This window comes from Clostridium neonatale (assembly GCF_900465025.1).
GTDB classification, from domain to species: domain Bacteria; phylum Bacillota; class Clostridia; order Clostridiales; family Clostridiaceae; genus Clostridium; species Clostridium neonatale.
Window position 1 is genome coordinate 1,379,334 of record NZ_UICR01000001.1, and the last position, 21,259, is coordinate 1,400,592.

Genomic DNA, 21,259 nt, shown 5'->3' on the forward strand with positions numbered 1-21,259 from the left:
ATTAAAAAAGCAAAGTGCTAAAAGTTATGTTAATATAACTTTTAGCACTTTGTTTTGACAGTATATTTTATTCGCTATTTAATTATAACATTAACGATTTTTTTATCTTAAAAATTGATGTGTTCTACCCATATTATAAGCAAGCTTTATTAATGACTTCTCTTCATCAGACAATGACCTGTCATACATTTTTTCAATTTGAGCAAAAAGCCTTAAGGTATCAAGTTTACGTTTAGGAAGATCAACTCTTTTGGATGGTTTATTTTCATAAATACTAAATTTGATTTCTGGATTATAAAGCTTTTTAAATACTTCAGCAGTATAGTATGCATCATTAAAAGCATCATGAAATTCTTTTTCAAGAGAAATGTTAAAAAATTCAACAGCAGACCCAAGACCTATTTTGGTACCCTTTGGAGTCTTTATATATTTAGACATAAGTTTTTGTACATCTATATATCTTTTTAAGTTATCTAATGTTTTTAATTTATGAAAATTTATATTTTTTATAAGTTCTTTTATATCACCAGCACCCCAGACACACATAACAAATTCATCATTTCCAATAAAATCTATAAATTCATTATATATATGTGGGAATTGTGCATGTGACATAACCATATCAGTTGAGATTTGTGTTAAATTTTCTATGTATGGATGAATTTCTAAATAAGCAGTTGGTTTAACTAATTTATTAAAAGTCGAAATTACTTCTAAATTCTCATTTAATTTTAATGCTCCAATTTGAATTATTTCAAAAGTAAGATCTGAAATACTATTATCTTTTGATAGTGGCTGATTAAATTCTAAATCATATATTATATAGTTCATTGCATTTACCGTCCTTTAGAATCAATATTCTAAATAATAGTATACCCCATATTAGCATGGAATTGCTATTTAATATATATATATATATATATATATATATAAACTAGTATACTATTTCGTTTATAACATGACCAGCTATAGTAATTGCTGTTATTTAATATATATAAGCTAGCATTAGACATATTTTCTTTTATTTCATAACCTATATGAAAATAAGTAAGCGTAATGTAGTATAAACCTATAGAAAGACAAAGTACATAAATTTATAATAACACTGTAGCTGTCGCTAACGGATTTAGTAACCATTAATGCGACAACCTCTATATTTTTTAATAAAAAAGATAAGGATGTGGAGGAATGTATGGTAATAATTGCAATGCACTACATTAGCGAATGGAAAAAATCTACGTCTAAAACGTCTAAATCTTCTTCGTGGACGACGATTAAATCCAACATTCCCATGCTGCCTGTTTTCATCATAAGTATCTTCATTATCATCTAGATCCATTACGTCCTCACCAACCAACATCACAATACGATCTTGTTCTACATTTTCAATTATTCCATCAAATATACCGCCATCTGACATTATTAAAGTAACATTGTAGTATAAGTATTTTTGGAATTCGCTTTGTGAATTTCGCATATTATTATAATCAATTCTATCCATTACCATTTTCTAAATCATCTCCTTTCAGATACATCATATTCATCTTTGAGGAAAATCGTGTTATATATTTAATGGATAAGATTTTATAAAATAAATAAGGAGTGATTATGCCAAATCCTACAACAGAAATAAAATCAGTACTGTTATAGTAGTACTGATTTTATTGAATTAAATTGCTAAAAGCGAAAGCATCGTTGGTTGATTAAATCAAAGTTTATATGGAAAAATAAGAAGCGAGGTTCTTTGAAAATTGAACAGTGTAATATTTACAAAATATGCTATAATTAATTAAAAGATAAATTGTAATTTATGGAGGAAAATATTATGGTTAAAACCTCAAAAATAGTTATATTAAGAGGAAATTCTGGAAGTGGAAAAACAACAATTGCCAAAATGCTACAAAGGCAAGTAGGGCGTGGAACACTACTTATTTCACAAGATGTAATAAGGCGAGAAATGTTGTATGTGAAAGATGAAGCAGGAACAAAAGCAATTGGAATGCTTATGGAACTTGTTAAATATGGAAGATTAAATTGTACTACTGTTATATTGGAAGGCATTTTATATTCAGATTGGTATCAAGAACTGTTTGAAGTCATAAAAAAAGAGTTTGAAAACAATATATATGCATATTATTTTGATATTCCATTTAAAGAAACATTGATTCGTCATATGACAAAACCGAATGCACATGAATTTGGAGAAACAGAGATGAAACGATGGTGGAGAGAAAAAGATTATATAAAAATAATACCTGAACATTTGATAAATGAGGATATGACAGAATATGCAATTGTTGATATGATAAGAGAACATATTAATGAGAAATAGACAAATTCCAATTTGTAGAGTTGATTGTAGATGTTAATGTATTTAAAGATTTAATAGTAAATTAGAATATTGCACTATTCATAATTAAGAATAGATTTGCGATATTTTTTTGTTTAAAACACTGCAGAATACTTATATAGTATGTATGTCCTCTCGCTAAATAATAAAGTGTTTTTTGAAAATTTAATAGCATAGGTATTGCGTATGTGTCATAATTTACCAATAAATAAATAAATAAATAAATAAATAAATAAATTCTAATTTAGATTTGGAGGAAAAGGCAATGTTTATAGTAAATCTAACTTATGTTAAACCACTGGAAGAGGTTGAAAAGCATTTGGCAGAGCATATTAAATTCTTAAATAAATACTATACCATAAATAAATTTATCTGTTCAGGGCGAAAAAATCCTAGAACTGGTGGAGTCATTTTATGCAATGCAAAAAATATGGAAGAGGTAAACGAAATTATCAGTGAAGATCCATTTAATAAAAATAGTATTGCAAATTATGATGTAGTAGAATTTCAGCCAACAAAGTATACCGAAGATTTTAAGATATTTGTTGAATAAATTTTAATTTAGCAGTAAGGCTATTATAATGTTTATTATATGAAATAATATATATTTAATAGTAAATCATAATATTGTACTAGTCATAATGATATGCTCTCTTTAAAGTAGACTGATTTAAAAAATAAAAATCTGTTACTCGAAAGAGAGATTTTTATGTTTAAAATTTAAATTTTAGGTAGTAACTCATAAAAATGCTCTTTAATTTTAAAGATAAAGTAAGTTAAAAATATTAATTGGAAAATACAAAGATAGTAAAATGAAAAAATATAAGATATTATTAATATAGCATATAAGATATTCAAATATTAGATAGGAGAAATACATGAAATACGATACATTATTATTTGACGTTGATAATACACTTCTTGATTTTGATGCAAATGAAAAAGAATCATTTAAGAGCATGATTTTAGATAAAGGTGAAGAATATTCAGAAGAACTATATGAAACTTACAAAAAAATGAATCACAGAATGTGGGAAGCAGTTGAAAGAGGAGAAATAACAATTGATGATGTTTTGTACACAAGATTTTCAAAGCTTATGAATATGTATCGAAAAGAGGTTGATGGTATAGAATACGAAAATACATATAGATTTTATTTAAATAGAGGTATACAAGAGATGCCTAATGTACATGAGGTACTGTCTGAATTAAAGAAAAATCATAGATTATATGTTATAACAAATGGTATTAAGGAAACTCAGGACTCAAGAATGAATAGGTCAGGACTTGTTAAATACTTTGAAGAACGATTTATATCAGAATCTATCGGTGCCAATAAGCCCTCAAGTGAATTTTTTGATTATGTGAAGAATAATATTGATGATTTTAATCCTTCAAATACTTTAATAATTGGGGATTCACTTACTTCAGACATAAAAGGTGGAAATCTTGCAGGAATAGATACATGTTGGTTTTGTAAAGAAGGAACTGTAAATAACACAGGAATAATTCCAACTTATGAAATACATGCTTTAGATGAATTATTTGAAATAATAGAAAGCTGAACGCATTTATAATTTTAAAATATGAAAAAATTCCTAGAAAAAAATTTTTTTATTAAAGTGCCGAGTTTTTGGGATTTTTTTATCTTTTGCAGATTTAAAACTAAAAAAATGAAAAAATAATTTAATTTGCATATTGAACAATTCTTACCTACATAGTATAATGTGGTTATTGAATAAGTAAAAACTATGGCAGTTTTATTTGAAATTATAAAAAAATGATCTATTTTGTAGATTATTTATTAATTGAATACGAATTTTAGCAATGGAGCTAAAGAAATATAAGAATATTTCTTTGGCTCCTTTTTAATTTGAATTCTATGAAAAAAATTTAACTTTGCCTAAATTTGATTAAATAAGAAATATAAATAAATATCGCATATACGCATATAATTGAAAGGGGATTTTATTAATGAGCAAAATCAATGAAATTTTTGGATCAAATGTATTTAACGATTCAGTTATGAAGGAACGTCTTCCAAAGGCTACTTATAAAGCTTTAAAAAAGACAATTGAACAAGGAACAAGTTTAGAGGCTGAAGTGGCTGATGTTGTTGCAGCTGCAATGAGAGATTGGGCAGTTGAAAAAGGTGCAACACATTTTACTCATTGGTTCCAACCAATGACTGGAATTACAGCTGAAAAGCATGATGCTTTTATTAACCCAACATCTGATGGAAAAGTTATATTAGAATTCTCAGGTAAAGAATTAATTAAAGGTGAGCCAGATGCATCTTCATTCCCATCAGGTGGACTTAGAGCTACATTTGAAGCAAGAGGATATACTGCTTGGGATTGTACTTCACCAGCGTTTATAAAAGATGGTTCATTATGTATTCCAACAGCTTTTTGTTCTTACAATGGAGAAGCATTAGATAAGAAAACTCCACTATTACGTTCAATGGAAGCTTTAAATAAACAAGCATTACGTGTTTTAAGAGCATTGGGTAATACTACAACTCAAAAAGTTATTACAACTGTAGGGCCAGAACAAGAATATTTCTTAATTGATAAGAAAATGTATGATGCTCGTAAAGATATAATATTAACTGGAAGAACATTATTTGGTGCAAAACCTTCAAAAGGACAAGAACTTGAAGACCATTATTTTGGAGTAATTAAACCAAGAGTTTCTGAGTTTATGAAAGAGCTTGATGAAGAACTTTGGAAACTTGGAATTACCGCTAAAACTAAGCATAACGAAGTTGCTCCAGCTCAACACGAGTTAGCTCCAATATTTAATACAACAAATATAGCTACTGACAATAACCAACTTACAATGGAAGTTATGAAGAAAGTTGCAGAAAAACATGGATTATACTGCTTACTTCATGAAAAACCATTTGCAGGAGTAAACGGATCAGGTAAGCATAACAACTGGTCAATGGGTACTGATGATGGAATGAACCTTCTTGAACCAGGTACATCTCCACATGAAAATAAACAATTCCTTTTATTCCTTTGTGCAGTAATAAAAGCTGTTGATGAATATCCAGATTTATTAAGAGTATCAGCTGCTAATGCAGGAAATGATCATAGACTTGGAGCTAATGAAGCGCCACCAGCTATAATCTCAATATTCTTAGGAGATCAATTAGAAGATATATTAGAACAAATTGAAAAAGGACCAGCTACAAGCAGTAAGTGTTCAAGTGCATTAACAATTGGTGTTAATACATTGCCAGCGCTTCCAAAGGATGCAACTGACAGAAATAGAACATCTCCATTTGCATTTACAGGAAACAAATTCGAATTTAGAATGGTTCCATCTTCAGCTTCAATCTCTGGATGTAACTTTGTATTAAATACAATTGTTGCTGAAACTTTATCTGAAATAGCTGATAAACTTGAAAAAGCTAGTGACTTAAATGGTGAAATTCAAGCTATATTAACAGATATAGTTAAAAATCATAAGAAAGTTATCTTTAATGGTAACGGATATTCTGATGAATGGGTTGAAGAAGCTGCAAGAAGAGGACTTCCAAATATCAAGTCTACTGTTGAAGCTGCTAAAGCTATGATTTCAGAAAAGAACCAAGCTGTTCTTGAAAAGCATGGAGTTTTAACAAAAGTGGAAGCAGAATCACGTTATGAAATTACTCTTGAAAATTACAATAAGATTATAAATATAGAAGCTTTAACAACACTTGAAATGGCAAAACGTCAAATATTACCTGCAGTAATTAAATTTGCTACAAGTCTTGCAGGATCAATTAACACAATAAATGCTACAGGATTAGGCGTTGACGTATCAGCTCAAGCTGATTTATTAAAAGAAGTATCAACTTTAACAGCTTCATTAAAGAAGAATATTGGAATTCTTGAAGAAGTAGTTGCAAAAGCTGATAGCTTTGATGGTGATATCTTCGATTTAGGTATGATGTACAGATACGAAGTATTTGAACAAATGAGTACTTTAAGAGAAGATGCTGACAAGCTTGAAACTTTAGTTGATAAAGAATTCTGGCCAATGCCAACATACGAAGATATGTTATTCAATGTTTAATATATAATTAGAAAAGATGTCCTAAGACTGATTAACTAAGTCTTAAGACATCTTTTTATATTATCTAATAAAGTTTATAAATATTGTGATAATAGCTGAATTTACAAAATCAATAAAAAGGCAGCCGACAATTGGGACTACAAAGTATGGTGTGTGAACAAATCCATATCTATTTGTTAATTCATCCATATTAGCAATGGCATTTGGAGTAGCACCCATTCCAAAACCACATATTGCAGATGAAAATACTGCAGATTCATAATTTTTGCCCATTACCCTATAAGTTATAAAATAAGCAAACAATCCAACTAAAAGAACTTGAGCAAATAGCATGATTAGAAGTGGTAGAGCTAAATCAGCTAGTTGCCAAAGCTTAAGGCCCATTAAAGCCATTGTTAAGAAGAATGATAAGCTTAATCCTCCTAAGGTTTCAATTTCCTTTTCTACAATTTGTTTTCCACTAAAGTCATAGATGTTTCTTATAATAGCAGCAACCAGCATTGCACCTATATATGAAGGAAACGTCAAGCCTAAATCTTGAATTAACTTAGAGACAATAGATCCAAGTCCCATTGCAATAAATAAGAAGCATGCACCATTCATCAGCTTTTTAAAAGAAAGAATATTATGATTTTCTTCATTATAATCTCCAAATTCCTCTACAGGCTCTTTTGAATCTTCATCATGTGGAGTTCTTATCTTATGATTATGTATTAGGCTTCTAGCAACTAAGCCACCAATTATGCTACCCATTATAAGACCAAATGTTGCAGAAGCAATAGAAACTGTAGTAGCACCATTAATGCCCATTTCTTCAAGCATAGGTCCAAATGAACCAGCAGTTCCATGGCCGCCTATCATAGGGATTGATGCTGTACAAAGTCCAAGTAATGGTGGCAGTTTAAAAATAAATGCAAAAATTACTCCAACAACATTCTGCGCGATAACAAGGAGCACTGCAAGAATAAGAAATGTTACTACTTTTATGCCACCTTCTTTTAAGACCTTAAAGCTTGCTGTAAAACCTATACTGGTGAAAAATGCTGTCATAAATATATTCTGCAAAGTTGTATCTAAATTTATTGAAGCTATGCCAGTAATATAAAATATAAGTATTAGCAGAGCGAATACAAAGCCGCCAACAACAGATGGAGGTATGCAGTACTTTGAAAGTAATGAAATTTTATTTCTTATATATTTACCGATATAAAATACAATAGAAACTAAAGCCATTGTAAGATAGATGTCTAAATTAAATTCCATATAGAATATTGTCCTTCCTTTAGTAAATTATTTCTATAACTTAGTATGTATAAAATAATATAAAAATATTAATTTACATTAAAACTTCTAAATTATTATAAATTTTATAAGCTCTTTTTAGAATTATTAATGTAATATAACTTAAAAATATGCTATTTTTCTTTTTCTTTTTTATTGGATTTTTCGTTACCTTTGCCGTTGGCATTTCCATTACCATTATTATTACCATTGCTGTTACCATTATTATTGCCATTTCCTTTTTCTTTTCCGTTACCATTGCCGTTTCTATTGTTTCCTGTATTACTATTATTTATAACATCGGTAACTTTCTCATATTCGTTTACTTCTACTACTGGCTCAGTAATTTTTTCACCAAGGCTTATAACCAAATTAATTTTGGTATTTTTCTCATATAACGTATTTGATAAAGGTGACTGACTAATAATTATATCTTTAGGAATAGTATTACTATATTCTTGTGTTATATTACCAAGTAAAAATCCATTACTGATTATAATCTTTTCTGCAATATCTTGAGTATTTCCAATAAGCGAAGGTACAGGTATATTGTTTTCTTCTAGTGAATCATTATTCTCTTCAGATATTTCATTAACTATAATTTCAGAATCAGGTATGTCTGTATTTTCAAAACTTGGTACATCTACATTTTTAGAAGATTCTTTTAAAGTATATCTACATAAAGCACCTATAAATATTGCAGAAACAAGCATCGTTGATATTAAGATTATCTTTTTATTTTTCTTAGAATTGCTATTTAGAGCTTTATTATTTTTATCCTTCTTTAATAGTAATGTTTCTTGGTCACATGCTTTAGTCGTAATATCAGTAGAATCAATCTTACTATCACATAATGATGTATCAGATTCCAGCATAATATTCGAATCATTAAATGATTTATTTTCCATAACAATAGTTGTATCATTAAATGATTTATTTTTAAATGAGAATTTGTATTTTGAATTTTCCTTAATTAAATTTAAAATATGCGAAAGCTCTTTGGCAGTTTGAAATCTATTAATAGGATCTTTTTCTAGAGTTTTTAAAATCACTTTATTTAGATTTTCAGGTATACTAGAAAATATTTCTATTGGTGGAGTAACAGGTTCTTGAATATGCATCATTGCTACAGAAATAGGGAGCTCTGCCTTAAAAGGAACTTTACCAGTAATCATTTCATACATGACAATTCCAAGAGAATATATATCAGTCCTGTAGTCAACTAGCTTGCCTTTAGCCTGCTCTGGAGAAAAATAATGTACAGACCCTATAATCTTATTTGGATAAGTCAGAGTAACTGAATCAGTTATTTTAGCAATTCCAAAGTCTGTAAGCTTTACTATATTATCTTTAGTAATTAAAATATTATCTGGTTTTATATCACGATGAATTATATTATGTTTATGGGCGCACTCAAGGGCTTTAGATATTTGAAAAGCTATATCTAAAGATTCTGAAAAGCTAAGCTTAATATTTTCTTTTATTATTTGTTTTAATGTTTTTCCATTTATATATTCCATAACTATAAAATTAATATCATTTTCTGAGCCTGCATCATAAACATTAACTATATTTGAATGTGATAACTTTGCAATTGAATTAGCTTCAAGTTTAAACCTGTGTATAAACTCTTTGGAATTATTTAATTCTGTTTTTAATATTTTTATGGCTACAAGTCTATCTAATATGGTACAACGTGCTTTATAAACAATGCCCATACCACCTTCACCGATTTTCTCTAATAACTCATATCTGTTTAAAAGTAATGTCTTTGCCATGGTGTCCTCCTAAAAAAATATTAGTATGTGTATTATAACATATTAAATCTAGTGGAAAATTATTTGATATAAAACATGGAAGGCAAAGTAGCCTTCCTTTTCTGTATAATTTTTTATACTTCCAGGTAAACTTATGAGATTATAGCTGGAGTTATATTTATTTTTTATAGAAATTAAAGTAAAAAGAATATTAAACAGTATAATTGGGAAACAAAATATTAGGTGAATTTATAATTTATAGAGGTGAACTAATGACAAAGAAATATTATGTATTTATAAAAAGTATAGCAATAGCAATGTTAATAATAACTTTTTCTCTTATGATAAATAATGAAAATAGTGCAAATGCAGCTTCATTTTTTAACAATAAAAATAATATTATTCCAAAGCCTTTAAGTTATGAAAGTGGTAAGGGAGAGTTTGTAATTTCAAGTGATACTGTAATTTATGTAAAAGGAAGAACAAAGGAGGAAACTGAAGAAATAATTAAAATTGCTCAGTATATGAGAGACAAACTAAGCATACCTACTGGATTTCAATTAAAAATAATTGAAGGCGATAATGTACCTGATAATAGTATATTTCTAACAACATTAAATTCAAGTGAAGAGCAGGGAAATGAAGGTTATGAACTTGTAGTAACACCACAAAAGATAGAAATTATAGGATATAAGCCAGAAGGAATATTTAGAGCAATTCAAAGTTTAATAGCTTTGCTTCCATCTGATATTGAAAAGAAAGCAGTAGTAAAAAATATAAAATGGATTGTTCCTGCATCTATAATAAATGATAAGCCAGAGCATGAACATAGAGGATTTATGATAGATGTGGCAAGAAGATTTTTTACTGTAGATGATATAAAACGCCAAATAGATTTTGCGTCACAATATAAAATAAATAGATTACATTTACATCTTAGTGATGATCAAGGATGGCGCCTTGAAATTAAGAAATATCCGGACTTAACACTAATAGGTGGAAGTACAGAAGTAGGTGGTGGTCCAGGTGGATATTATACTCAGGAACAATTTAAGGAAATAGTAAAATATGCAGCTGAAAGATATATAGAAATAATTCCAGAGTTTGATATGCCAGGCCATTGTAATGCAGCATTAGCTTCATATGGATTTTTAAATCCTGATGGCAAAAGAAAACCACTATATACTGGTACTCAAGTTGGATTTAGTTCATTTATGACCCATGATGAAAGAACATATGAGTTTATAGAAGATGTTATTAAGGAAACTGCTGCAATATCACCATCAAAATATTTTCATATAGGCGGGGATGAAGCAGATAGTACTCCAAAAGCTGATTATGATTATTTTGTAGGAAGAGTTGCTAAAATTGCAGAAAAGTATAATAAAACACCAATAGGATGGGATCCCATTGATACTTCTCCAGAAATAAACTCTAGTGTAATACTGCAAAACTGGAAGGATTCAAATGAAGCAGCTGTGAAAAAGCAGATGAAAATTATAATTTCTATTGCTAAAAAGACATATTTAGATATGAAATATAATAAAGATACTCCTTATGGAACAGATTGGGCAGGATATATTGATGTGAAAACTGCATATGATTTTGATCTTACAGATTTTGCACCTAAAAATCTTATACAAGGAATAGAAGCACCACTTTGGACTGAATTTATTCCAAATGTGCAGGCAATGGATTATATGATATATCCAAGATTATTAGGTTATGCTGAAATAGGGTGGACTCCTAAAAGTAATAGAAATTGGAATGAATATAAAAATAGATTGAAAAAAGCAGAAGAAAGATTGAAAATTGAAGGGGTTAATTATTATAAAGGCTAAACATATGAATAAAAAATAGAATATAATGTAAACTTAGAAGTGCTGGTGCAGAGTGATATTATTATCATTTTGCACCAGCATTTTATGATAAATTTTATAAACTGATTATAATTTAAGAAGATATAGCTTGAATTTTAGACTATACCATTTATAATAAAGAAGTTATTTATATAATTAAAGATTAGATACTATAGTGTAGCTGAAAAGAAATAATAAATAACCAAGAATTAATTAAAATTATTGTGGGAGAAAACAAATGAATTTTATAGCTATAGATTTTGAGACAGCAAATGAAAAAAGAAATAGTCCATGTTCAATAGGTATTGTTGAAGTTAAAAATGGTAATGTAGTAGAAAAGGTACATCATTTAATAAAGCCTAAAGAAATGAGATTTATGCCAATTAATATCGGTATTCATGGGATACGTCCTAAGATGGTTGAAAATGAATTGGAATTTGAGGAAGTATGGAATAAGATAAAGCATTACTTTGATGATAATTTAGTAATAGCGCATAATGCTGCATTTGATATATCTGTACTTAGAAAAACATTAGAACTTTATAAAATAGAAATGCCTAAATTTAATTACATATGTACAATGAAACTTTCAAGGAACTTTTATAGAAATATTGATAATGCAAAATTAAATACAGTAAATAAATTTTTGGGATATGAGTTCATACACCATGATGCTCTTTATGATGCTCTTGCTTGCAGTAATATACTTCTTAATATATCTGATGAGTTAGAATGTAAAGATATTAATGAAATATGTAAGCTTTTAGGTGTGACATTAGGAAGCGTTGACAATGAAGGATATAAGCCATCTTCATCTAGAGGAAGAATATTCAGATTTTCTAATAGACAGCCTGCTAAAAATGACATAAGAGAACAACTTGATTATGATGCATTTAAAGATGAAGTTGTTGTATTTACAGGAGGACTTGCATCCATGGCAAGAGATGAAGCCATGAGATTTGTAAGAAGGCTTGGAGGAACTTGTGGAAGTTCTGTAACTAAGAAGACAACAATTCTTGTTACTAACATGCAAAATATAGATGACTTAAGCAGAGATGAAATGAGTAATAAACTTAGAAAAGCTGTGGATTTAAGAGTAAGGGGGCAAAATATACTTTTTTTAAGTGAAGAAGAGTTTTTAAATAGATTTAAAATTCATCAGGAATAAATTTATGGTTTAGTAATAGATAAGATGCAAGATGTAGAGTTCAAACCTGGTTTGAAAAAAGGTATTTACTATAACTTAATAATGTACCTAAGCAATGGAGGAGAGCCAAGTTCAGACGGAGTAGGTTTATCTTTTTTTATATCAAGGGAAAGTTAATAAATTTACACATTAATGTTAATATAATTGAATATATAATAGAAATAAATAAGAAAATAAAGAAAGAAGAGTACATGATATGGTGATCGAGGAATTGAGAATAGGTAGAAATTTTACAGAGAGTGAAAAAATTATTTCTGAATTTATATTAAATCATTCAAATGAATTTCAAAAAATGACTAGTGAGTAATTAGGGAGGGTAACTTTTACAAGTAAATCTACCATTATTCGTTTGCGTAAAAAGCTGAATGTCCTAAGTTATCAAGAATTGAAAAAAGTGCTGTATTCGGAATGTAATGAGAAAAGAATACTTGGAAAAGAAGATACGTATCCAAATTTAAATAAGAAAAGTACAAATAGAGAGAGTGATAGCTTACTTCAGTATGTATACAAAAAAACTATTAATGAAGTTAATTTGCGGAATAATAAGATTATTATAAATCGAATTGTGAATCAAATCATTAAAATTGAGGAGATGGAGTTCTATTCTACAGGAATAGCATATTCCGTACTTGAAACAGTATCTCATAAATTTAATTCTATTGAAATGGAAATTAATGGTTAAAAAAATACTTTCATTTATGAAAAACTCAATTTGGAGAGCCTCTTGATGCCATTTTAGAGCTTTTTAATGCTGCATAAGTCTCTCTTTGGTTATTTGGCTGGAAATATTTGTTTGCATTTTCGCTTGTTTATAGTTATAATGTTCTTATTTCATTAATTTCCATTGTAATCATGATGGAATGTATGCATTATTCAGAAAAACAAGATGCTTAATACAAATAACTGTTCGTAAGTCAGGGCTTTCATGTCTTTATAAGGAATATACTTCATACTAGATGTTATTTGATGTATTATGCATCTTTGTATTTTCGCAAATGGAAATGTAGCGACAATAGCTTCTTTGAAGCCATTTAAGCCATCAACAGAAAATATTAGCACATTTTGAATACCCATATTTTTTAGGTCATTTAAAACAGATAATCAAAGCTTACTACTTTCATTAGCACTTATCTATATTCCTAAAACTTCTTTTTCACCATCCATATTTACTCCTATTACCACATAAGCAGCTTTAACTATAATTTGTTTATCTTCTCTTACTTTATAGTGTATAGCATCCATAATATAGATGAATATGTCTTTTCTAATGGTCTGTTTTGCCATTCTAAATTCTATTAGTTATATTTGACACAGTTTCTGCACTTATATCAACTCCATATAATTCTCTTATCTGCTCTGAAATATCTCTAGTTGTTATTCCTGTTGCAAAGGTCTAGAATTTTATCTTCTATTCCATTAACGGAACGTTGATGATTTGGTACTATTTTAGGTTCAAAATCACCATTTCTATATCTTGGTATATTAATTTGTACAGGGGTAAGTTCTGTTTTTACAGTTTTTTTCGAATATCCATTTCGGCTATTATCATTATTTTTATCCATAGTATTATATTTTCCATAACCTAATGCCTCATCCATTTCAGCTTCCAATGATTCTTGCAATATATCCCTAAACATTTCTTTTAAACCTACTAATATATCATATTATCAGCACTGCTAAAATTCTGTTCTTTGATATATTATCTTAATAATTATTTCGAGACGTTTCCCATATAAAAAAACTCCTTCTTGTAATAATTTGTTATCTCAATTATTGCCAAGAAAGAGTCGTTTTTATTCAGTTTACACAAAATTTTTTACAGAGCCACTTGTTAAAATGAAATTGAAGCAATAAAATCCATAGTGGATTATACTGTGTTATTATTTAAATGCCAATAAATGCAGGAATATAATCATCATAAATTTACTTAAAAGAGCTAACTTCTTATAGGACTTTTTAACTATCCAGTATTAATCAAATATCGTGTTTTCTTCTATGCATGTAAAATTTCATTAATCGATATTGTGATTGTTTTAGTGTTTAAATTTAATATGTCTACAGTATTATTTAGTTTTTATTTTAATTTGATCAATTCATTATAGATTTATAATGAATTGGTAGAATTTCGAATAAGCAAATCATTTTCTAAACATAGCATTTTGTCAACTTCTCTATTCTTAAGTATTTTTTTTAATTGTTTTGCTGTTTGACGTCCGGCTTCAATATAATGATATTTTACAGTTGTTAATGTAGGGTGGATAGCGTCACCTATTTCATCGCCACCAAATCCGGATATTGAAAAGTCTTTCGGTATATCTTTATTAAGTATTCTAATTGCTTTCATAACACCAACAGCAATTTGATCTGTAGCACAAACGATATATGTTGCTTTAGTAGTTGGAAGAACTTTCAATGCTGTTGCACAAGCATCTTCAATCATTAATGTGGTTGTAATACATTCAAAACAAACACCAGCTTTTGTTAATGCATCAGTAACTCCTTTTTTTCTCTTGATTCCAATAGCTACATCATCTTCGTTTGCCCCAAAGTATAAAACTTTTTTATGATTTAAAGCAGCAATATAATTTCCTATTTGTGTTCCAGCTCCGTAGTCATCATGATAAACGCAATGAACATGTTCACTTTTTTGGGATATCATAACAATAGGACATGAAATTTGAGAAAAAGCTTTAATGTGTGAAGAAGTTATAATAGTACCAAATATAATAATTCCTGCAACTTTTTGCTTCTCAAAAGTATATAGTCCTTGAATTTCATTATTTATATCCTGATAAGTATTTGTAATAAGTGTTTGGTATCCACTCTTTTTCAATTCATTGTCAATTCCTTGAAGACTTTGCGTAACAGCATATGAATCTAATTTACTAACAACAATACCGATTAAATTTGTTTGGTGAGCTTTAAGACTTTGGGCAAAAGAGTTGGGTTTATAACCAGTTTCTTTAATTGCTTGCTCAATTCTCTCTTTCGCTAAAGGTTTAATATTTTTACCGTTTAAATAACGAGATACTGTACTTTTTGATACATTTGCCATTTTAGCTATATCATTAATTGTAATCATGTGTTTCCTCCTACATATTTAAAAATATTATAGCATATTATTTATCTTAAATCAATTTAAGACCGATTTCACTATATTATTTTTTTGTTATTGACAAGTATGAAATTATGGTATAAAATCAAGTAAAACCGGTTTCAAAAAAGAGGAGGAGCGAGAGATATGTATAAAATATTTTACCAGCCAGAAGGGTATTGGTTTGGAGATTGTATGCCTTATTGTAAGGATGGAACTTTCTATTTGTATCATCAAAGGGATACTAGGAATCCTGGCCCAATGGGTGAACCATTTGGATGGTCTTTGGCAACAACAACAGATTTCTTAAATTACAAAGATTATGGAACAGTTATAGAACACGGAAGAAATGATGAACAAGATCAATATATTTATGCAGGAAGTATATACGAAACTTCTAAAAATAAATATACGGCTTTTTATACTGGTGCAAATAAAATTTTTAAAAGCAAGGGTATTCCATCACAAAAATTAATGAAAGCAACAAGTGATGATCTTGTGAATTGGGAAAAGAAAGGCATTACAGATCAAATTGCACCACAGGAAGGATATGATGTTTATGCTTGGAGAGATCCATATATTTTATGGAATGAAGATAAACAGGAATATCTATTAGTACTAGGCGCAAGAGAACCTGGAGATAACAGAAAAAAGACAGGACGCCTAGTATCGTTTACAAGCAAAGATTTGGAAAAATGGGATTTTAAAGGAGACTTTTGGTATCCGCATTTATTTACAATGTTGGAAATGCCTGATATTTTTAAAATTGGAGACTGGTGGTATTTAATTGTTTCTGAATTTAGTGAGAAAAATAAAATGATTTATCGCATGAGTAAAAGTCTTGATGGTCCTTGGCTTGCACCTGAAGATGATGCATTTGATGGTAGAGCTTATTATGCTGGAAGAACTTCAACTGATGGAAAAAAGAGAATCTTCTTTGGTTGGGTACCAACAAAGGAAAATGATAATGATTTAGGTAATTATGAATGGGGGGGAACTTTTGTTCCGCAAGAAGTTTATCAAAAAGAAGATAAAACACTAGGTTTTAAGCCATTAGAATCTATATGGGAAGTTTTTAACGATGAAGAAAAATTAAATGATATTGATTTAAATAAAGTGGATGGAAATGTAGAAAAGGTTATTGTTCAAAACACTGGGGAATGTTTTCGATTTGAAACTACATTTACCTTTAGTGATGAAACGAGATATATTTCGTTATATCTATATGAAAATGAATTAGAAGAAGCATATGAATATCGTATTTCTCTAGCAGAGAAAAAAATTTATTTTGATAAAACTCCTAATTGGCCATGGTACCAATATATGTCAAAGGGGTTGGAGCGTCCGATAAACTTAAAAGCAGGAATTGAATATGAATTAAAACTAATTGTAGATGATGATATAGCAGTTTTATATATTGATGGGATTGCTCTAACTGCAAGAATGTATAATAAGCCAGGTATGTTGTTAAGTTTAAGTGTTACAAATGGAAGCTTATATACGAAAAATATGAAAATCGGTAGAATTAGAGAGAAGGGTAAATATGGATTATAAATTTATAGCTTCAAAAATTATCGAATCTGTAGGTGGAAAAGAAAATGTTTTGTCAGTTGCACATTGTGCAACTAGACTTAGATTTGTTTTGAATGATTATAATAAAAGAAATGAGACTGAATTAGAAAATATAGAAACTGTAAAAGGAATGTTTATGACGGCAGATCAGTTTCAAATAATTATTGGATCTGGTACTGTTAATCTTGTTTGCCAAGAAATACAAAAACAATTAAATTTGACAACTGAAATATCAGTTGAAGAAAAAAATGAAGGGAATATATTTCAAAAGAGTGTAAAAATATTAAGTGATATATTTGTTCCGATTATTCCTGCTATTACAGCTTGTGGGCTTTTGATGGGATTAGGTAATATACTCGCTGCTAATTTTTTTCAAAATGGAACTCAATCAATTATCAGTTTATATCCACAAATTTCAGGATTAGCAAGTATGATAAATACGTTTTCAGGTGCAGCATTTTCATTTTTACCTGTGTTAATTGGATTTTCTGCTACTAAAAAGTTTGGAGGAAATTCATTCTTAGGAGCAACGATGGGAATGATTATGGTATCTACAGATTTACTTAATGCATATTCTGTTGGAACAGGGGTAAAAATTCCTTTTTGGAATTTATTTGGTTTACATATAGATGCAGTAGGATATCAAGGAACAGTATTGCCTGTATTAGCAATTTCTTGGATTCTTGCAAAATTAGAGATGAAATTGCATAAAGTGACACCATCTTGGTTGGATAATTTAACAACTCCACTTCTATCTATATTGATAACTGGCTTTTTGACATTTATTGGAGTAGGTCCTGTTTTACGAGGAGCAGGTAATATATTGACAACTGGAATAATGTGGATATACAATACTTTAGGTGTTTTAGGTGGAGGAATATTTGGTTTATTATATGCTCCTATTACATTAACTGGTATGCACCATAGTTTTATTGCTGTCGAAACACAGTTACTGGCTGCAAAAGAAATAACCGGTGGAAGTTTTATCTTTGCAACAGCGTCTATGAACAATGTGGCACAAGGGGCGGCTGTTTTAGCGGTTTTATTTATGACAAAAGACGAGAAGATGAAGTCAACATGCTCTGCTTCAGGGATTACTGCTTTATTAGGAATTACTGAACCTGCAATGTTTGGAGTTACTTTAAAGTTAAAATATCCATTCTATGCAGCAATAATTGCTTCTGCTTGTGGTAGCGCATATCTTGCATTAACAAAAACATTGGCACAGTCATTAGGCGCCGCAGGATTGATTGGAATCATATCGATGCGACCTGAATCTTATTTTAATTTTATAATAGGAATTATCATTTCAGTCGTTGTTGCGTTCATACTTACCATTATATTTTGGAAAAAATTCGGATTAGATGAAGAGAGTAAAAAAACAATTAATGAAAATGAAGTTAAAAACGATTTGGCTTTTTCATCATCAGTTACTACTTCATTAACATCTTGTATGGATGGAAAGGTACTTCCAATAGAGAAATCTAAAGATAAGGTATTTGCATCTAAGGCACTAGGATCGGGAATAGTCGTCGAACCCATCGATGGAAATGTATATGCGCCTTGTGATGGCACAATCGAATTCATCTATCCTACTAGACATGCCTTAGGTATTACAACACCTGATGGATTAGAAATTTTAATTCATATTGGTATCGATACAGTTAAATTAGAAGGAAATGGATTTGAAAGCTACATACAAGAAGGCGATATTGTTAAGGCACATGATAAACTTTTAAATGTAAATTTAGACATAATAAAAAACTCCGGATATAGTACTCAAACAATGATGGTATTAGCACAGAATGAAAATTTAAATATAGAAGTTTATCCAAATGAATATGCTAATAAATATAACGAAGTTATAAAAGTTAAAAAAAATAATCGATATTAATGGAAATGTAAGAAGAGGTAGTAACAAACTTATTTTGTTATTACCTTTTTTGAGTATGAATTTATACACGATAAGTATATATTTTTCGTTTTTTCTAATTACATTTTATAATTTATTTATAAAATCAATTAAAAATTTTGTGCAAAGAAACGTTAAGTGATAGCTATACTCCTGGCTTATATACAGTTCTTTGTATTAAATATGCTTATTTTCTAAGTAATTTATATATTTTATTATAATTATAATGATAATTAATAAAATAAAAACATTAGAATCATATATATATTTATAAATATGAAATTTATTGAAATAAAAATAGATATACGTACCCTTTGAACATTCAACGACATTATTTCACAGTTAAATAAATTATATGTCATAAAATACAAAATCAAATCTGATCTTGTACTTTTTTATTTTTAGAGCAATCTGCTTCTAATAGTATCATTCATGTATATGCCATACTTACACATAAATATAGAGTTTTAAAATATACTATATACTGTCTATGTATCCTCTATGTTAAATCCATTAGATTTTAAATCTCGAAACATTTCTTCTATAATAAATCTTTTTTTATATTTAATTACAGCATATTTACTATTCATATTAGTGGCTAAATACCATATATCATCTGAATCTTCAGCTGTACATACTGCAAGATCGTAATTGTATTTTTCAGCAGTTAGCAAGATTTAATTAAAGTTCTATACTAACACCAGTTTGTTTTTAGTTGATTATAGTGATAAGTAGTTACATTTTTGAAGTATGTTTATAATATAGGTTAAATGTTTATAATCACTACTTTTGTTTAGATAAAAACTATAAATGTCAATAGAAATGATTGTGGTATCAGGATAAACTTTCATTAGTTTATCCTGGAATAATAATCTCAAACATTGACAGCAGATATTTTTATGAAATAGTTATTGAATTTTTTATGGATATAACAAACAAAATAACGAGCATTACTATGATACAAGAGAAAAACAACACAACGTAATTATAGCTAGAGAATACTTTTTAACACCTAACATACAGTGACTTTCATTTTTATAAGTTTATTAAGGGGAATTATAAAGTCAACTATTTTAATGATTAAGATTGATATATCTGATATAATAAAAAATAAATGTTTTAATAAGATAAGGTGGTATTTTAGTTATGAAACCAAGTATAAAAGATGTAGCCAAAGTAGCAGGTGTTTCGGCTACCACTGTTTCTAGAGTGCTAAATAATAGAGGATATATTAGTAAAGAAACAAAAAGGAAAGTTTATGCCGCAATAGAAGATGTCGAGTATTATCCAAATGATATAGCAAGAGCATTATTAAGTAATAAAACAAATCTTATAGGCCTTATATTTCCTATGATAAACAATCCATTTCATGTAGAGTTAATATCATACATAGAAACTATATTATCTGAAAAGGGATTCAAAGTATTATTATGTAATAGTATGAATAACCCTAAGAAAGAACAAGATTATCTAACTATGCTACGTAGAAACCAAGTTGATGGAATAATTGTAGGAACACATAATGACAACATACCAGATTATAATATATCTGGATTACCAGTAGTAGCTATAGATAGATATTTAGGTGAAAATGTAGTTACAGTATCTTGCGATAATTATGCAGGAGGAAGGTTGGCAGTAGAAAGCTTATTAGAAAAGGGATGTAAAAATATATTATGTATTAGAGGAAATAGTAAGCTAAAGTTACCTGCTAATAAAAGATCACAAGCATATATAGATATAATGAATGAGAATAATCTGAAAGTAAATATTGCAGAAGTAGAGTTTATAAAGTCTATTGAAGAAAAGTTTGAGTTAGTAAAAGAGATAATTCTTGCAAATAAAGATATTGATGGGGTATTTGCAGGAGATGACTTATTAGCATCTATGGTACTCAATATATGTGAAAATCAGGGTATAGACGTGCCAAATGATTTAAAAGTAATCGGATTTGACGGTGCTAGTCAAACTCTAGTTTACTTGCCCAAATTAACAACAATAAAACAACCAATCAAAAAGATAGCGGAAGTATCTGTAGATAAACTAATTAGGAAAATAAATGGTGAAGAAGTAGATAATGAAATAGGATTACCTGTAGTTCTACATAAAGGCAAAACTATATAAGTGATAAATAAGACAATAGTCTATTGCTTGTGTTA

General features: G+C 28.8%; 16 protein-coding genes and 1 pseudogene. 10 read left to right on the forward strand and 7 right to left on the reverse strand.

What is annotated here, in order from left to right; genetic code table 11:
- Nucleotides 1–102 precede the first annotated feature (102 nt).
- Together CNEONATNEC86_RS06245 and CNEONATNEC86_RS06250 are read right to left on the reverse strand one after the other, a co-directional pair.
- Complete coding sequence (locus CNEONATNEC86_RS06245; RefSeq protein WP_159115865.1) at nt 103–831, reverse strand: 3'-5' exonuclease; 729 nt, start codon at nt 829–831, stop codon at nt 103–105.
- 295 nt (nt 832–1,126) lie between these two features.
- Nucleotides 1,127–1,507: a hypothetical protein gene (locus tag CNEONATNEC86_RS06250; RefSeq protein WP_230132176.1), complete on the reverse strand. Its 381-nt coding sequence runs from the start codon at nt 1,505–1,507 to the stop codon at nt 1,127–1,129.
- A gap of 318 nt (nt 1,508–1,825) precedes the next feature.
- Here CNEONATNEC86_RS06250 and CNEONATNEC86_RS06255 point away from each other — a divergent pair, with 318 nt between their 5' ends.
- The 4 genes from CNEONATNEC86_RS06255 (at nt 1,826) to CNEONATNEC86_RS06270 (ending at nt 6,418) form a co-directional block, all read left to right on the forward strand.
- Nucleotides 1,826–2,332, forward strand: a complete 507-nt coding sequence (locus CNEONATNEC86_RS06255) for a kinase (protein WP_125149197.1) — start codon at nt 1,826–1,828, stop codon at nt 2,330–2,332.
- Between the two features lie 283 nt (nt 2,333–2,615).
- Complete coding sequence (locus CNEONATNEC86_RS06260) at nt 2,616–2,903, forward strand: YciI family protein (protein WP_159135707.1); 288 nt, start codon at nt 2,616–2,618, stop codon at nt 2,901–2,903.
- 325 nt (nt 2,904–3,228) lie between these two features.
- On the forward strand, nt 3,229–3,915 hold the full coding sequence (locus CNEONATNEC86_RS06265) for a YjjG family noncanonical pyrimidine nucleotidase (RefSeq protein WP_125149196.1): 687 nt from the start codon (nt 3,229–3,231) through the stop codon (nt 3,913–3,915).
- A gap of 409 nt (nt 3,916–4,324) precedes the next feature.
- Nucleotides 4,325–6,418, forward strand: a complete 2,094-nt coding sequence (locus CNEONATNEC86_RS06270; RefSeq protein ID WP_058294419.1) for a glutamine synthetase III family protein — start codon at nt 4,325–4,327, stop codon at nt 6,416–6,418.
- A 60-nt stretch (nt 6,419–6,478) separates the two neighbouring features.
- Here CNEONATNEC86_RS06270 and gltS read toward each other — a convergent pair whose 3' ends face one another.
- Nucleotides 6,479–7,681, reverse strand: a complete 1,203-nt coding sequence (gltS, locus tag CNEONATNEC86_RS06275) for a sodium/glutamate symporter (protein ID WP_058294420.1) — start codon at nt 7,679–7,681, stop codon at nt 6,479–6,481.
- Nucleotides 7,682–7,833: 152 nt separating this feature from the next.
- Entirely contained in the window at nt 7,834–9,477 is a 1,644-nt protein-coding gene (pknB, locus tag CNEONATNEC86_RS06280; RefSeq protein ID WP_159115867.1) for a Stk1 family PASTA domain-containing Ser/Thr kinase, read from the reverse strand.
- A gap of 251 nt (nt 9,478–9,728) precedes the next feature.
- Between pknB and CNEONATNEC86_RS06285 the strand changes: the two genes are divergently transcribed.
- From CNEONATNEC86_RS06285 to CNEONATNEC86_RS21465, 3 genes are all read left to right on the forward strand, one after another.
- Complete coding sequence (locus CNEONATNEC86_RS06285) at nt 9,729–11,297, forward strand: family 20 glycosylhydrolase (protein WP_159115868.1); 1,569 nt, start codon at nt 9,729–9,731, stop codon at nt 11,295–11,297.
- A gap of 256 nt (nt 11,298–11,553) precedes the next feature.
- Nucleotides 11,554–12,483: an exonuclease domain-containing protein gene (locus CNEONATNEC86_RS06290; protein ID WP_159115869.1), complete on the forward strand. Its 930-nt coding sequence runs from the start codon at nt 11,554–11,556 to the stop codon at nt 12,481–12,483.
- 424 nt (nt 12,484–12,907) lie between these two features.
- Nucleotides 12,908–13,204, forward strand: coding sequence for a hypothetical protein (locus CNEONATNEC86_RS21465; protein WP_230132175.1), 297 nt, complete (start codon nt 12,908–12,910; stop codon nt 13,202–13,204).
- Between the two features lie 236 nt (nt 13,205–13,440).
- Here CNEONATNEC86_RS21465 and CNEONATNEC86_RS22010 read toward each other — a convergent pair.
- Nucleotides 13,441–14,218: pseudogene (locus CNEONATNEC86_RS22010) on the reverse strand (IS256 family transposase); the annotation flags it as partial.
- 408 nt (nt 14,219–14,626) lie between these two features.
- The gene (locus CNEONATNEC86_RS06305) at nt 14,627–15,622 is read right to left on the reverse strand and encodes a LacI family DNA-binding transcriptional regulator (protein ID WP_326998572.1); all 996 of its coding nucleotides are present in this window, start codon (nt 15,620–15,622) and stop codon (nt 14,627–14,629) included.
- A 141-nt stretch (nt 15,623–15,763) separates the two neighbouring features.
- Here CNEONATNEC86_RS06305 and CNEONATNEC86_RS06310 point away from each other — a divergent pair, with 141 nt between their 5' ends.
- The gene (locus tag CNEONATNEC86_RS06310) at nt 15,764–17,170 is read left to right on the forward strand and encodes a glycoside hydrolase family protein (protein WP_159135708.1); all 1,407 of its coding nucleotides are present in this window, start codon (nt 15,764–15,766) and stop codon (nt 17,168–17,170) included.
- Entirely contained in the window at nt 17,160–19,082 is a 1,923-nt protein-coding gene (locus CNEONATNEC86_RS06315; protein ID WP_159135709.1) for a sucrose-specific PTS transporter subunit IIBC, read from the forward strand. The genes CNEONATNEC86_RS06310 and CNEONATNEC86_RS06315 overlap by 11 nt, the downstream gene beginning before the upstream one ends.
- A 506-nt stretch (nt 19,083–19,588) precedes the next feature.
- Here the strand turns inward: CNEONATNEC86_RS06315 and CNEONATNEC86_RS06320 are convergent.
- Nucleotides 19,589–19,774, reverse strand: a complete 186-nt coding sequence (locus tag CNEONATNEC86_RS06320; protein ID WP_125149192.1) for a hypothetical protein — start codon at nt 19,772–19,774, stop codon at nt 19,589–19,591.
- Nucleotides 19,775–20,246: 472 nt separating this feature from the next.
- Between CNEONATNEC86_RS06320 and CNEONATNEC86_RS06325 the strand changes: the two genes are divergently transcribed.
- The gene (locus CNEONATNEC86_RS06325) at nt 20,247–21,224 is read left to right on the forward strand and encodes a LacI family DNA-binding transcriptional regulator (RefSeq protein ID WP_058294429.1); all 978 of its coding nucleotides are present in this window, start codon (nt 20,247–20,249) and stop codon (nt 21,222–21,224) included.
- Nucleotides 21,225–21,259: the final 35 nt, after the last annotated feature.

What these genes read in the sequence shown, in the direction of transcription:
- CNEONATNEC86_RS06265 (WP_125149196.1), top strand. Translation starts at nt 3,229, where the DNA reads ATGAAATACGATACATTATTATTTGACGTTGATAATACACTTCTTGAT.
- CNEONATNEC86_RS06290 (WP_159115869.1), top strand. Translation starts at nt 11,554, where the DNA reads ATGAATTTTATAGCTATAGATTTTGAGACAGCAAATGAAAAAAGAAAT.
- pknB (WP_159115867.1), bottom strand. Translation starts at nt 9,477, where the DNA reads ATGGCAAAGACATTACTTTTAAACAGATATGAGTTATTAGAGAAAATC.
- CNEONATNEC86_RS06315 (WP_159135709.1), top strand. Translation starts at nt 17,160, where the DNA reads ATGGATTATAAATTTATAGCTTCAAAAATTATCGAATCTGTAGGTGGA.
- CNEONATNEC86_RS06260 (WP_159135707.1), top strand. Translation starts at nt 2,616, where the DNA reads ATGTTTATAGTAAATCTAACTTATGTTAAACCACTGGAAGAGGTTGAA.
- CNEONATNEC86_RS06310 (WP_159135708.1), top strand. Translation starts at nt 15,764, where the DNA reads ATGTATAAAATATTTTACCAGCCAGAAGGGTATTGGTTTGGAGATTGT.
- CNEONATNEC86_RS06250 (WP_230132176.1), bottom strand. Translation starts at nt 1,507, where the DNA reads ATGGTAATGGATAGAATTGATTATAATAATATGCGAAATTCACAAAGC.
- CNEONATNEC86_RS06325 (WP_058294429.1), top strand. Translation starts at nt 20,247, where the DNA reads ATGAAACCAAGTATAAAAGATGTAGCCAAAGTAGCAGGTGTTTCGGCT.
- CNEONATNEC86_RS06245 (WP_159115865.1), bottom strand. Translation starts at nt 831, where the DNA reads ATGAACTATATAATATATGATTTAGAATTTAATCAGCCACTATCAAAA.
- gltS (WP_058294420.1), bottom strand. Translation starts at nt 7,681, where the DNA reads ATGGAATTTAATTTAGACATCTATCTTACAATGGCTTTAGTTTCTATT.
- CNEONATNEC86_RS06285 (WP_159115868.1), top strand. Translation starts at nt 9,729, where the DNA reads ATGACAAAGAAATATTATGTATTTATAAAAAGTATAGCAATAGCAATG.
- CNEONATNEC86_RS06270 (WP_058294419.1), top strand. Translation starts at nt 4,325, where the DNA reads ATGAGCAAAATCAATGAAATTTTTGGATCAAATGTATTTAACGATTCA.
- CNEONATNEC86_RS06255 (WP_125149197.1), top strand. Translation starts at nt 1,826, where the DNA reads ATGGTTAAAACCTCAAAAATAGTTATATTAAGAGGAAATTCTGGAAGT.